Origin of the sequence: Allobosea sp. AK1, from assembly GCF_006714945.1 — a bacterium.
Classification (GTDB): domain Bacteria; phylum Pseudomonadota; class Alphaproteobacteria; order Rhizobiales; family Beijerinckiaceae; genus Allobosea; species Allobosea robiniae.
The window spans coordinates 4,078,334-4,092,024 of the sequence record NZ_VFMG01000001.1 but is presented as its reverse complement, the minus strand read 5'-3'; the positions used below and the strand labels follow the sequence as shown (position 1 = coordinate 4,092,024).

12 protein-coding genes are annotated in these 13,691 nt (G+C 67.7%); 6 read left to right on the top strand and 6 right to left on the bottom strand.

The window, feature by feature from the left end; genetic code table 11:
- Positions 1-17 precede the first annotated feature (17 nt).
- Positions 18-953, top strand: a complete 936-nt coding sequence (locus FHT98_RS19710) for an SMP-30/gluconolactonase/LRE family protein (protein WP_142115007.1) — start codon at positions 18-20, stop codon at positions 951-953.
- A 9-nt stretch (positions 954-962) separates the two neighbouring features.
- Here FHT98_RS19710 and FHT98_RS19705 read toward each other — a convergent pair whose 3' ends face one another.
- The 4 genes from FHT98_RS19705 to mscL form a co-directional block, all read right to left on the bottom strand.
- A complete protein-coding gene (locus FHT98_RS19705; protein WP_142115006.1) occupies positions 963-2,318 on the bottom strand; it encodes a protoporphyrinogen/coproporphyrinogen oxidase in 1,356 nt (451 codons plus the stop codon).
- Positions 2,319-2,452: 134 nt separating this feature from the next.
- Positions 2,453-3,514, bottom strand: a complete 1,062-nt coding sequence (locus FHT98_RS19700) for an AbrB family transcriptional regulator (protein WP_142115005.1) — start codon at positions 3,512-3,514, stop codon at positions 2,453-2,455.
- Between the two features lie 119 nt (positions 3,515-3,633).
- Positions 3,634-4,827, bottom strand: a complete 1,194-nt coding sequence (locus FHT98_RS19695) for a pyridoxal phosphate-dependent aminotransferase (protein ID WP_142115004.1) — start codon at positions 4,825-4,827, stop codon at positions 3,634-3,636.
- A 122-nt stretch (positions 4,828-4,949) separates the two neighbouring features.
- Entirely contained in the window at positions 4,950-5,369 is a 420-nt protein-coding gene (gene mscL, locus FHT98_RS19690; RefSeq protein WP_061964634.1) for a large conductance mechanosensitive channel protein MscL, read from the bottom strand.
- Positions 5,370-5,641: 272 nt separating this feature from the next.
- Here mscL and FHT98_RS19685 point away from each other — a divergent pair, with 272 nt between their 5' ends.
- Positions 5,642-9,214: a PAS domain-containing hybrid sensor histidine kinase/response regulator gene (locus tag FHT98_RS19685; RefSeq protein ID WP_142115003.1), complete on the top strand. Its 3,573-nt coding sequence runs from the start codon at positions 5,642-5,644 to the stop codon at positions 9,212-9,214.
- A 4-nt stretch (positions 9,215-9,218) separates the two neighbouring features.
- Here FHT98_RS19685 and FHT98_RS19680 read toward each other — a convergent pair whose 3' ends face one another.
- Positions 9,219-9,779 (bottom strand): thioesterase family protein, encoded by a 561-nt coding sequence (locus FHT98_RS19680; RefSeq protein WP_142115002.1) that lies wholly within the window; start codon positions 9,777-9,779, stop codon positions 9,219-9,221.
- A gap of 105 nt (positions 9,780-9,884) precedes the next feature.
- On the opposite strand from FHT98_RS19680, the gene FHT98_RS19675 reads away from it, so the two are divergent.
- The 4 genes from FHT98_RS19675 to FHT98_RS19660 all read left to right on the top strand — a co-directional run bounded on the left by FHT98_RS19675 (position 9,885) and on the right by FHT98_RS19660 (position 12,426).
- Entirely contained in the window at positions 9,885-10,397 is a 513-nt protein-coding gene (locus tag FHT98_RS19675) for a tyrosine phosphatase family protein (protein WP_142115001.1), read from the top strand.
- 148 nt (positions 10,398-10,545) lie between these two features.
- Positions 10,546-11,010, top strand: coding sequence for an Lrp/AsnC family transcriptional regulator (locus FHT98_RS19670; RefSeq protein ID WP_185745280.1), 465 nt, complete (start codon positions 10,546-10,548; stop codon positions 11,008-11,010).
- 76 nt (positions 11,011-11,086) lie between these two features.
- Positions 11,087-11,344, top strand: a complete 258-nt coding sequence (locus tag FHT98_RS19665) for an exodeoxyribonuclease VII small subunit (protein WP_082617056.1) — start codon at positions 11,087-11,089, stop codon at positions 11,342-11,344.
- A gap of 161 nt (positions 11,345-11,505) precedes the next feature.
- The gene (locus FHT98_RS19660) at positions 11,506-12,426 is read left to right on the top strand and encodes a pirin family protein (protein WP_142115000.1); all 921 of its coding nucleotides are present in this window, start codon (positions 11,506-11,508) and stop codon (positions 12,424-12,426) included.
- A 7-nt stretch (positions 12,427-12,433) separates the two neighbouring features.
- Here FHT98_RS19660 and FHT98_RS19655 read toward each other — a convergent pair whose 3' ends face one another.
- The gene (locus FHT98_RS19655; RefSeq protein ID WP_210244392.1) at positions 12,434-13,663 is read right to left on the bottom strand and encodes an MFS transporter; all 1,230 of its coding nucleotides are present in this window, start codon (positions 13,661-13,663) and stop codon (positions 12,434-12,436) included.
- Positions 13,664-13,691 lie beyond the last annotated feature (28 nt).

Sequence of the window (13,691 nt, the reverse complement as noted above, 5' to 3'; positions counted from 1 at the left end):
CTTCAGGGAGATTTGGCATGTTCGGCGTGCTCGAAGGCACGGGGGTTACGGTCCTCGACCCGCGGTTTCATCGCGTCATTCCCGGCTCGGCCCGTGTCGAGCGACTGTGGACCGGCGCGCGCTGGTCGGAGGGTCCTGCCTGGTTCCCGGCCCATAACACGCTGGTCTGGTCGGATATCCCGAACGACCGCATGCTGCGCTACGACGCGCTGAGCGGTCAGGTCGGCACGTTCCGCCAGCCGGCGCGCAATTCCAACGGCAACACGGTCGACGCGCAAGGCCGGCTCGTTACCTGCGAGCATGGCGGACGACAGGTGACGCGGACCGAGCATGACGGGTCAGTCACCGTGCTGGCGAGCCATTTCGGCGGCAAGCGCCTGAATTCACCGAACGACGCCGTGGTGAAGTCGGATGGCTCGATCTGGTTCACCGATCCCGATTACGGCATTCTCAGCGACTACGAAGGCGACAAGTCCGCCGGGGAGATCGGCGCCTGCAACGTCTACCGGATCGATGGGCGGACCGGCGAGATCGCCATCGTCGCCGATGATTTCGTCAAGCCCAACGGTCTCGCCTTCTCGCCGGACGAGAGCATTCTCTACATCGCCGATACCGGCGCGAGCCACGATCCCGAGAACGGCCCGCGGCATATCCGCAGCTTCCGGATGGGGCGGGACGGCATCGCGCTCGGCGAGTCGAAGGTGTTCGCGACCTGCACGGCCGGGCTGTTCGATGGCTTCCGCCTCGATATCGAAGGCCGGATCTGGACCAGCGCCGCCGACGGCGTCCACATCTACCACCCGGACGGGACGCTGGTCGGCAAGCTCGCGATCCCGGAAATCGTCGCGAACGTCTGCTGGGGCGGCCCCAAGCTCAACCGCCTGTTCATCTGCGGCACGACCTCGCTGTATTCGGTGATGACGCATACGAACGGGGCGGTGCGGCCGTCCTAGGGCGTCTCTTCAGACGTCCTGCCCGACATAGCTGGCGACGTCGCTCATGCGCTTCAGCGTGCGCCAGTAGATGTCCTCCATCAGGAGATGGGCGAACTCGCCGTTGCGGCCGATGCTGTAGAGACCTGCGACGCCGGTCCTCTCGGCGAAATCCTGACGGCGCTTCTCGTAGCGCGCGAGATAGACCGGATAGGCCAAGGGCGTCTTCAGCATGCCGCCGGCGCCGATATAGCGCTCACGCAGATGCGGGTAGATCCGGCACAGGCCGTCGAGGCAGGCCTGCGCCAGCTTTTCGTCCGACATGGTCCACCAGGCGTCGCCGACCTCGCAGCCGATATCGAAGGTCAGTTGCGTGCGCCCCTCCGGCGCGAGCCAGGGCATGGAGAACGGCGCTTCGGTGACACGGAAGAAGGGCTGCGAGCGATCCGGCACCCAGAGCATCGTATCCGGCAGGAGGTTGCGCCCCTCGAAGCGCAGGTTGACGAAGATCATCGGGCGGTAGCGGAAGCCGCCAAGTTCCTCGAGCGCATCTGTGCCCTCGACGAGCCTGGGCAGGACATGGACCGGCGCCGTGCTGATCACGGCGGAGACCCCGATCTCGCGGCCGTTGACCTTGACGGCTGCGACCTTGCCGTTCTCGACGAAGATGCGCTCGACCTTCGATTCCAGCGCGATGCTGTCGCCGAGGCGAGCCACCGTGGGCTCGAGCAGCTTGGCGACGCCGCCTTCCGGATAGACATGGTAGACGCGCGGGCTCTCCGGCATCTCGTGCGAGTAGCCGTTGCAGACCGCGCGGCCCGACAGGCGCGACGCCGCCTTCAGGAGAAAGGCCTTCATCACCCCGGCCGCGAGCTTGTTGCCGACGGCAGGCGAAAGCTCGCTCGCCGGCGCGCCCGACCAAGCCTCGGCGAGCGGGATCGCGACATCCTCTGCGAGCGCCTCGCCATAGGCGTTGCGGAACCAGTCGGCGGCGTTCGCGACCGGCTGCGGTTTCAGGCGCGCGGACACTGCGCTCGCCGCATAACGCGGCGAGAGCGCGAGGCCGAAGGGATAGCTGTAGCTTTTCTGCCCCAGCGCAACCGCCTCGCCGTAATGGCGGACGGTGCGCGAGATCGCGCTCGCTCCCATCGCATCGGCCAGGCGATTGCTGACGAAATGCGCCCCGAAATCGTAGGTGTAACCCTCGGCATCCTTGAAGGAGGAGGCCATGCCGCCGACGGCGCGGCCGCTTTCGAAGACCGTGGCGCGCAAGCCCCGGCGCTCGATGTCGAGGGCGGCGGTGAGGCCGGCAATGCCTGCGCCGACGATCGCGACGGGCTTGGCGAAGCGGCGCCAGACGTTCGGAGCCTGCACGGCGGTGGTCATGGCGGTCGCTCCGCGTCCATCGACCTATGTCGACGGCTCAATATATATCAGGAGCGAATGAATTCGGATTTGCGGAAAAGCCGCAATCGTCGAGCCCGAACATAAGGGATCGTTAAGCCCAGCCCGGCCGCAAATCAGCGCGGCGGCACATTCTTCATGCGGCCCAGGACCAGCGGCATCGCCAGACCGATGATGACGAAGCGCACGAGATGATGCGCGCCGACATAGAGCGTGTCCAAGCCCATCGCGAAGGCGAGCATCGCCATCGCCTCCAGGCCGCCGGGCGCAAAGGCCGCCATGCCGCTGGCATAGGAGACGCCGGCAAGCCAGGCTGCCGGCCAGGCGAACAGGAAGGCCACGATGATCGAGACGGCAAAGCCGCCGATAGCGAGCGGAAACAGTCCCTTCAGCTCGTTACGTGGGATATGCGCAATGCGCCCGCCCATGGTCGTGCCGAGCAGGACCTGCACGGCGATCTGGATCGGCATGGGCAACGCGCCCTCGACGAGGCCGCTGCCATGCAGGGCGGCGCTGGCGAAAGTGGCACCGAACATCAGCGGGGCAGAGAGGCCGAGCCGTTCGAAGACCAGCCCGAGCGTCAGTCCTGCCATCGTCACGCCGAACATCGTGCCCGCATCGACTTCCTGGACGGCGGGTGTCGGCATGCCGGTGGCGGCGCCGCTCAATTGCATCACGCTGGGCAGGAGCGCGACCAGCACGAGCAGGCGAAACAGCTGGACGACCGAGATTCGGCCGATATTGGCGCCCTTCGCCTGTGCCACGGCGAGCACGGTCGACAAGGCGCCGGGCGCCGCGGCCAGCAGGGCATCGATCCAGGGCCAGCGCGCGACATGGCGCAGATAGGCGCCGGTCGCGAGCATGATCACCGCGACGCCGACGAGGAGAATGACGAGGGAGGCGGGATAGCGCGCCGCCGCCGCCAGTGCCTCGGGCGTCGCCGCCGAGCCGAGGATCGCGCCGGACAGGACCATGGTCGAATCGAACCAGGGCCGGCGCAGGTTCGGCAACGGGCGGATCAGCGCCACCACCGCGCTCAGCAGCATCGAACCGGAGAGCCAGGCGGCGGGCATGCCGAGCAGGGCGAAGGCCCCGCCCCCGGCCGCCGCCAGCGCGATGACCAGAACTTCCCGCCAGAGCAGCGTCAGCCGGTTCGAAGGATAGCCGAACGCTTTCATCGCCTTCCCGCCGCGCCGAGGACAGGAGGCGCCGGGCGTTCATGGCGATGGTCCGGCGGCGGGTCAACCGACCGGCTGCCCGCCGGGCGCAGGGCGGCGTTGCACTACCCGCTGCGGGATCAGAGGGTGGCGAGGGCCTTCTGCAGGCGCGCCACGGCCTCGACCAGATCGGCCGAGTTGCGGGCGAAGCAGAGGCGCAGCCCGGTCTCGCCGCCGGGGCCGAAGGCGGTACCGGGAGCGAGGCCGACATTGGCGCTGTCGACCAGATCGAGCGCGAGCTTGCGCGAATCCTCGCGGCCATCGACCGAGAAGAACTGGTAGAACGCGCCGACCGGGGCCGAGAGCGTGACGCGGTTCGTCGCCTTCAGCCCCTCGAACACGATCCGGCGGCCTTCGGCAGCGCGCGCGATCTGCTCGGCGACGAAGCCTTCGCCCTCGTCGAGAGCCGCGATGGCGCCGCGCTGGACGAAGACCGGCGAGCCGGAAGTCGAGTACTGGATGAGGTTCTCGACGATCTGCCCGAAGGCGACGGGCACCTCGATCCAGCCGATGCGCCAGCCGGTCATCGCCCAGTTCTTCGAGAAGGTCTGGACGAAGATGACGCGGTCCTCGGCCTCCATGATGTCGTGGAAGGAGGAAGCGCGCTCCGCGCCGTCATAGACGAAGCGGCCGTAGATCTCGTCGGCGACGAGCCAGATGCCGTGCTTGCGCGAGAGCGCGAGCAGTGCCTCCTGCTCGGCCTTCGTCGCCGTCCAGCCGGTCGGGTTGGACGGCGAGTTCACCAGGATGCCGCGGGTGCGCGGCGTGATCGCCTTCGCGAGCCGATCGAGATCGAGGGTGAACCGGCCCTGCGCGTAGTCCATCGGGACGCAGACGGTCGCCGCACCGCTGACGCCGACGGCGGCGCCGAAATTCGGCCAGGCCGGCGTCGGGATGAGGATCTCGTCGCCGGGGCCGGCGATCATCCGCACGGCGATCTGGACGGACTGCATGCCTGAGCCGGTGACGTAGAAGCTCTCTGGCGAGAAGGCACGGCCGTAGAGGCGCTGGTGGTAGCGGGCGAGCGCCTCGCGCAGTTCCGGGATGCCGCGCTGCCAGGTGTAGAAGGTCTCGCCGGCCGCGAGCGAACGCGCCGCAGCGTCCGCGATGAACGAGGGGGTCGAGAGATCGCCCTCCCCGACCCAGAGCGGGATCAGGCCCGGCTTGAGCCGGCCGTGGTTGACCACCTCGACGATGCCGCTTTCCGGCGCATTCCGGGCTTCGGGGCGAAGCTCGGCAAGCAGGGTGCTGCCCGGCAGGATGGCGGTGTTCATCGGGATCGACCTCGCGAAAATCAGTGCTCCACCTTTAGCCGATTGCGGCGCGGCGAGACATGAAATCGCGAGATCGGGTCGATCGGCGGCCGTGATGAATCACGGCCGCACGGATAGCGGGATCAGGCCTGCTTCTGCTTGAGGAGATCGCGGATCTCGCCGAGGAGGACAACATCTTCCGCCTTGGGCGCGGGGGCTTCGTCCACCGGCGCCGGCTTCTTCTGCAGCTTGTTGATGCCCTTGACCACGAGGAAGAGAACGAAGGCGATGATCAGGAAGTTGATCGCGACCGTAACGAAGTTGCCATAGGCCAGCACGGCGCCCTGTTTCCGGGCTTCCGAGAGGATCGGCGAGGTGACGCCGCTGTTGAGGCCGAAGAAATAGTTCGAAAAATCGACGCCGCCGAGCGCGCCGATGAACGGCATGATGATATCGGTGACGAGAGAGTCGACGATCCTGCCGAACGCCGCACCGATGATGACACCGATGGCGAGATCGACGACATTGCCCTTCAGGGCGAATTTCTTGAATTCTTCCAACATGCTGCACCCCTTGAGAATCGGCAAGGCTACCCCAACAGCCTGGGCCGGACGCTAAACCAGCCGTACAGAGCAGGGAAAGCCCGAAAACGCGCTAAAGCCAGCCCAACGGCGCTTGAAATGCAAAGAGTTGGGGATGAATCCGCCATCAAGGCTTGCGCCAATGGCCTATGGCGAGCGGACGGGCGGTCCGATACTCTACGGAAAATCCGGAAACCGAGTTCCATGGCGCCTGCACTCCGGCCCACTTCGCACACGGCCTCCATGAGGGCGGCATGATCCCCGCCTGGTCCGTGGTGCTGGTCGCGCTCGCCTATCTGTGCGGGCTCTTCGCCGTCGCCCATGTTGCCGATACCTCCGGGCGCAGGCTGATGACCGGGCGGGCGCGGACGACGATCTATGCGCTGGCGCTCGGCGTCTACTGCACCTCCTGGACCTTCTACGGCTCGGTCGGCTTCGCCAATCGCGCCGGCTTCGACTTCCTCGGCATCTATGTCGGGCCGATCCTCGTCATCGGGCTGGGCCACCGCTTCGTCGGCCGCATCGTCGGCATCGCCAAGTCGCAGAACATCACCTCGATCGCCGATTTCGTCGGCGCCCGCTATGGCAAGAGCGAGCGCGTGGCAGCGCTGGTCTGCATCGTCGCGGTGATCGGGGCGCTGCCCTATATTTCGCTGCAGCTCAAGGCGGTCGCCAATTCGCTCTCGGTCTTCCTGGCGGCGACCGGCGGCCATGCGCCGACGCCGGACGTGCCGGTGCTGAGCGACCTGCCCTTCCTGGTCGCGATCGTGCTCGCCGGCTTCGCCTGCGCCTTCGGTACCCGCCATATCGACGCGACCGAGCACCAGGACGGGCTCGTGCTGGCGATCGCGGTCGAATCCCTGATCAAGCTGGTCGCCTTCCTCGTGCTCGGCTTCTTCATCGTCTACGGGCTGTTCGGCGGCCCCGGCGACCTGCTCGCCCAGGCGGCGAAACCCGCCGACGGCGCCCTGCCGATCTGGGAGCGCACGTCGAGCTGGCCGAATTTCCTGACGCTGACGCTGCTGTCGAGCTGCGCGTCACTGCTGCTGGCGCGGCAGTTCCACATGACGATCGTCGAGAACCGCGATGTCCGTGACGTGCGCCGCGCGGCCTGGATGTTCCCACTCTATCTCGTGCTGATCAACCTGTTCGTGCTGCCCCTGGCGGCGGCCGGCGAGATCCTGATCCCCGGCAGCGGCGTCGACCGCGACATGACCGTGCTGCTGCTGCCCCTGCAGCGCGAGGCCGGGGTGATCGCCCTCTTCGTCTTCGTCGGCGGACTCTCGGCCGCGACGGCGATGGTGATCGTCGCCTCGGTCGCGCTGGCGATCATGATCTCGAACCATCTCGTGATGCCGCTGCTGCTGCGTGGCCGGCGCGGCCTCAGCGATCCCGGTCGCGCGGTCAGGCTGTTCGGCGGGCGCAGCGCGGGCGACAGCAATCTCGGCGGCGATCTCGGCTCCCAGGTGGTGATCATCCGGCGGCTGAGCATCTTCCTCGTGATCCTGCTCGGCTATGTCTATTATCGCGCCTCCGGCGAAGCCGCGCTGGTCTCGATCGGCCTATTGTCCTTCGCGGCAACGGCGCAGATCGCGCCCGCCTTCTTCGGGGGCCTGTTCTGGCGGCGCGGCACCGCGCTCGGCGCCGCCGCCGGGCTGACGATCGGCACGCTGGTCTGGGCCTATACGCTGCTGATGCCGAGCCTGGCGCTGCCCGGCGGCTGGTGGAGCAGCGTCGTCGCATCAGGCCCGTTCGGAGCCGGCACCTTGAGGCCCGAAGCCCTGTTCGGAGTGGAATGGCCGTCGCTGCCGCATGGCGTGTTCTGGAGCCTCGGGCTCAACATCCTTGCCTATATCGGTTTCTCGCTGCTGCGTCCGGCCAATGCGATGGAGCGCTTGCAGGCGAATGCCTTCGTCGAGTCCCAGCCGGCGACGATGGCGCAGTCCTTCTCGCTGTGGCGCACCACGATCACCGAGGGCGAGCTGCAATCGACGATCGCGCGCTATCTCGGAGCGGAGCGCACGCAGCGCGCCTTCGAGAGCTTCAACAGCGGCCGCGGCGAGGCTTCCGAAAGCGGCCGCCAGGCCGATATCCACCTGTTGCGCTTCGGCGAACACCTGCTCTCCTCGGCGATCGGCGCGGCCTCCTCGCGCCTCGTGCTGTCGCTCCTGCTGAAGCGGCGGAACCTCTCGACCGAAGCCGCCTTCAAGCTGCTCGACGACGCCTCGGCCGCGCTCCAGTACAACCGCGACATCCTCCAGCACGGGCTCGACCATGCCGGCCAGGGGATCACCGTGCTCGACCGGGATCTCCGGCTGCTCGCCTGGAACCAGGCCTTCATCCAGCTCTACGACCTGCCGGCCTCGCTGGTGCGTTTCGGCACCGGCCTCGACGAGATCGTGCGCTACAACGCGGCGCGCGGCGCCTATGGCACCGGCGCACGCGACGAGCTGATGGCGGCGCGGCTGGAAAGTTTCATCAACGACCGCGAGCCGGTGCGCCTGAAGCTCTACCCGTCGAAGAAGGTCATCGAGGTCCGCACCAACGCCCTGCCGGACGGCGGTTTCGTCACGACCTATACCGACATCACCGACACGGTCGCGGGCGAGGAGGAGCTCGAACGCGCCAACGAGGGCCTCGAACGCCGCGTCGCCGAACGCACCGAGGAACTGCTGCACGTCAATGCCGAGCTCCAGCGCGCCAAGGCCGAGGCAGAATCCGCCAACGCCTCGAAGACGCGCTTCCTCGCCGCCGCCAGCCACGACATCCTGCAGCCGCTCAATGCCGCGCGCCTCTACGCGACCTCGCTGGTCGAGCGCGACCGAGGCAGTGGCCAGCCCGAACTCGCCGAGAACATCGACGCTTCGCTCGACGCCGTCGAAGAGATCCTGACGGCGCTTCTGGAGATATCGCGGCTCGATGGCGGCGCGCTCAAGCCGGAGCTGTCCTCCTTCCGGCTCGACGAGTTGATGCGTCAGCTCCAGCGCGAATTCGAGCCGAGCGCCCAGGAAAAGGGCCTGAAGCTGGTGTTCATGCCGACCAGCCTGACGCTGCGCTCGGACCGGCGGCTGCTGCGGCGTCTGCTGCAGAACCTGATCTCCAACGCGATCAAGTACACGCCGGGCGGCAAGGTGCTGATCGGCTGCCGGCGCCGGGGCAACCAGGTCGCGGTCGAGGTGATCGATACTGGGCTCGGCATTCCCCAGAGCAAGCAGAAGACCGTGTTTCGCGAGTTCCAGCGGCTCGACCAGGGCGCCAAGGTGGCGCGCGGCCTCGGCCTGGGCCTCTCGATCGTGCAGCGCATCGCGCGGGCGCTCGACCACGGACTGACGCTCGATTCGGCGCCGGGCCGCGGCACCCGCTTCTCGGTCTCGGTCCCGCGCGCCGCGCCGCTGCCGGCGATGACGACGGCGACAGCGGCGCGCAGCGCGCCTGCCGGGCAGCTCGCCGGCATGCGACTTCTCGTCATCGACAACGAGCCCGCCATCCTCGACGGCATGAAGCGCCTGCTCGAAGGCTGGGGCTGCCGGGTCACGATCGCCGCCAGCCTCGAAGAGGCGCTGCCGCATGTCGGCAGCAAGGGCGAGGCCGATGTCCTGATCGCCGACTACCATCTCGACCATGGCAACGGCCTGACCGCGATCAGCGCGCTCCGGGCCCGAGCGCGCACGCCGATGCCGGCGATCCTGCTCACCGCCGACCGGACGCAGCATGTGCGCGAGGCGGCAAACGCGCTCGACGTGCACCTGCTCAACAAGCCGCTGAAGCCCGCTGCCCTTCGCGCGCTGCTGGCACAATGGCGGGCGACGCGGCTGGCGGCGGAGTAACCGCTTAGCCTGCGGCCGAAGCGGCGCTGCGCATGGCGTCCTCGGAGGCGAGGAAAGCCGCGACTTCCGGGCTCGGCTCCGGGCTCTCGGCGGTGACGCCGATCTCGCCGAGCAAACGCGCCACCGGGACATAGGCCCGCGCCTTCTTGTCGTAGAGCGCCGCCCGGACGAGCGCGACCGCTGCGACGATCTCGGTGCCATCGCGGCCCGCCATCAGCATGCGGTGCTGCATCACCAGCCAGGTCTCGCTCCAGCACAGGATTTTCGTCTCGACCCGGAACGGCCGGAACAGGCGCATCTCGCGGCGGAAGCGGATGGTGCCGGCATTGACCACCGGCAGCCAGCGATGGCGCAGCACCGCCCGCCACAGGCCGCTGCGCAGCATCAGGTCGAGCCGGCCGAGATCCATCAGCGACCAGTAGCGGCCATTGTTCATATGGAGGCTGGTGTCGAGGTCGTGGAACCAGACCCGGAAGGGCAGGACCGAGGCCTCGCCCGGCAGGTCGAGCCGCTTGCGCAAGCGCGTCGTCAGCAGGAGCCAGATCAGGCGGAGCCAGAGATTCATGGGGAGCTTTTCGGCGCTGGATCGATCGGGGCAGCGCCTCCATGTCATGGAGACGCCGGCACTGTCGATCATGCTATCGTCTGCCCACCGTCACGGAGCCGGCCCTTGCCCACCCTTCACGTTTCCCCGCTGTCACGGCTGGATGAGACCGTTGCCGCCGTCCGCGCCCAACATCTCGTGACGCTGATCAATGTCGGCACGACAGTTCCCCGTCCGGCCGGGATCGCGCCCGAGCGGCATCTCTTCCTGGGGATGTCCGACATCAGCCAGACGCTCGACGGTCATGTCCTCGCCGGTCAAGAGCATATGGCGCGGCTCCTCGCGTTCTTTCGCGATTGGGACCGCGCCGCGCCGATGGTCGTCCATTGCTGGGCCGGGATCAGCCGCTCGACGGCGGCGGCCTATATCGCAGCCTGCGCGCTTGGACCCGAGCGTGACGAAGACGAGGTAGCGGACGTGCTGCGCAGCGTCGCGCCCTCCGCCACGCCGAATGCCCGGCTCGTCGCCCTGGCCGATACGACGCTGGGGCGGCGCGGCCGGATGATCCGCGCGATCGAGCGAATCGGACGCGGCGCCGACGCCTTCGAAGGCACGCCTTTCGCCATGCCGCTCGCCTGAAATCCCATTTCAGGCCGCGCAGCTTCCTGCAGGCTTTCGCCGCCTGCGCTGTGAAAACGACGGCGCTCGCGCCAGATCGCTGCAGAACATTGCTTGCATCGGACGAATTTTGCGACGATGCATCGCGCGGGAGGCCTTCACCGTGACAATGACGATCGAGCTCGATTCGCGCGACCGCTCCATCCTGCGGATTCTCCAGCAGGACGGGCGCATCACCAATTCGGACCTTGCCGAGAGGGTGCATCTGTCGCCCTCAGCCTGCCTCAGGCGCGTGCGCCAGCTTGAGGACAGCGGCCTGATCCGCGGCTATGCAATGATGCTCGACGACAAGATCGCCGGCTTCCCCGGCACGGCCTTCGTCTTCGTCACGCTCGACCAGCAGGGCCGCGCCTCGCTGGAGAGCTTCGAGCAGGCGGTGCAGAGCCTGCCCGAAATCCTCGAATGTCACCTGCTCGCCGGCGCGCATGATTATCTGATGCGGGTGATCTACCGCGACAGCGCCGATTTCGAGCGCATCCACACCGATATTCTCACCCAGTTGCCAGGCGTGACCCGCGTGCAGTCGACGCTGACGCTGCGCACGATCAAGAAGACCTCCGCCCTGCCGGTCTGAGTCAGCAGCGCCGCGAAGCGGGTTGCGGCCGGGCTCGCTCCAGCCGATAAGCTCAGCGCAAAGAGGAATCAGGCCTGTGAGCGAAGAGAAGACCAACACGGATGTCGCCACCCTGCCCTTCGAGGCAGCGATGAAGGAGCTCGAAGGCATCGTTGCGCGGCTGGAGCGCGGCGACGTCCCGCTCGAGGAATCGATCGCGATCTACACACGCGGCGAGGCCTTGAAGGCGCGTTGCGATGCACTGCTGAAGCAGGCGGAAGCCCGCATCGAGCGCATCACGCTCGGCGCCGACGGCAAGCCGACGGGCGCTGCCCCGCTCGACGTCGAGAACTGAACCGACCCCGGCGGCGCCTTTAGCGCCTCGCAAGATCAATACGCAATGCCGCGGCGCCCCTGGTGTCGCGGCATTGCATTTCTGCCAGCGACCGGTTGCGAGCCGGCGCTTGCCTACGCGCTTCCAGGGGGCCAGATTCGGCCTCAACCAAGGAGGCCATCATGTCGCAACTCCCCGCCGACGATCCAGTCCTGGGCGATGCCCGCTCCTGCGAGGCGATCGAGAAGGTGATCGTGCCCCGCTCCCACGACCTCGGCGGCTTCCAGGTCCGCCGGGCGCTGCCGGCAATCGGCCAGCGAATGGTCGGCCCCTTCATCTTCTTCGACCAGATGGGCCCGGCCGAATTCCATCTCGGCGAGGGGCTGGACGTGCGCCCGCATCCGCATATCGGGCTCTCGACCGTGACCTATCTCTTCGACGGCGAGATCATGCATCGCGACTCGCTCGGCACAGCGCTCGCGATCAAGCCGGGCGCGGTCAACCTGATGACGGCCGGCCGCGGCATCGTCCATTCCGAGCGCACCGGCATGGAAGCCCGCGCCAGCGGCCCGAAGCTCTACGGCATCCAAGCCTGGCTCGCCCTGCCGAAGACGCATGAGGAGGTCGCGCCCGAGTTCAAGCATCACGGCGCCGGCGATCTGCCGCGCATCGTCGAGGGCGGCAAGCGCATCAGCCTGATCATGGGTTCGGCCTATGGCCAGACCTCGCCGGTCAAATTCCCCTGGGACGCGCTCTATGCCGAGGCGGTGCTTTCGCCCGGCGCGATCCTGCCGCTCGACCCCGACTATGACGAGCGCGCGATCTACATCGTCTCCGGCAAGGTCGATATCGCCGGCGACGAGTTCGGCGCCGGCCAGCTCCTCGTCTTCAAGCCGGGCGACCGCATCTCGATCCTCGCCATCGACCAGAGCCGTGTGATGATCGTCGGCGGCGAGCCGATGGACGGCCCGCGCAACATCTGGTGGAACTTCGTCTCGTCTTCGAAGGAGCGGATCGAGCAGGCCAAGCAGGAATGGAAGACCGGTCGCTTCGACACCGTGCCCGGCGACGAGAGCGAGTTCATCCCCCTGCCCGAGGGCTGAGGCCGCCTCAGACGGCCTCGGAGATGTCCCGCAGTTTCGGGACCCGCGAGAAGCCGATCACCAGCAACTGGACCAGGAAGCCTGTGGCCGCGAGGCCCAGGCAGGCGGCGATGCCGAGATGTGCCGCGACGGAGGCGCCGATCGCGGCCCCGATCGGCCGTGCGCCGAAGGTCGCGGTCATGATCAGGGCGGAGACGCGGCCGAGCATGGCGTTCGGCGTCACCGCCTGGCGCAATGTCATGGTCGAGATCGTCCAGATGATCGGCCCAACGCCGAACAGGAAGAAGCTCGCAGCGACCAGATAGACCGACGGCATCCAGAGCGTCGCGAACATCACGCCGGCGGCGCAGAGCCCGGCGAAAGGGCCGAGCAGAATCAGCGTCCCAAACGTGACCTGCTTCGCGATGGCCGGCGCGAGGACAGCGCCGACGATCATCCCGGCGCCGTAGATGCCCAAGGTGAAGCCGACCTGCGTCGCGCTCAGTCCGAGATTCTGGACGGCATAGGCAACATAGATCGCCTGGAAAATGAACCAGGAGACGTTGAAGAACACCGCCGTCATCAGGATCGGCCGGAGCAGATCATGGCCGGCGACGAAGCGGGCGCCCTCCTTGAGATCGTGCAGCAGGTCGCGGCGCGGACCGGACGGCGCCTCGTCCTTCGGCAGGCCGGAAAGCATGAGCACGGCTAGGATCGAGAGCCCGGCCGCCAGCCCGTAAGCGGTGGAGACGCCGATCCAGCCGACGAGCGCCCCGCCGAGCGCAGGCCCGCCGGCATAGGCGGCGCTACGCGCCAGTTCCAGCCAGCGATTGGCGTCGGCAAGCCGCTCGCGCGGCACCACGGAGGGAACGAAAGCCGGCGCCGCGACGCTGTAGCAGACCGTGCCGATGGCGCCGAGCGCGCCGAGCAGGGCGAGCCAGGTCAGGTTGAGGCTACCGGCGGCGAGCAGCAGCGGGATCGCCAGCAAGGAGACCGCGCGTAGCGCCTCCGTGCCGACCATGAGGCGGCGGCGCGAGGCGCGGTCGACCATCAGGCCGGCGGGAATCGACAGCAGGAGGAAGGGCAAGGTCTGCGCCGTCTGCAGCCAGCCTGTCTCTGCCGGCCCGGCCGCGAGCAGGAGAACCGCGGCCAGAGGCGCTGCGGCGAGCGCAATCTGCTCCGAGAACTGGGCAAAGAGATTGGACCAGCCGATGCGGCGAAATGCCATCGGCAGGGGCGTCATATCGGTCGATTGCATGACCTGGCGTCCTCGGAAACAGTCGTCA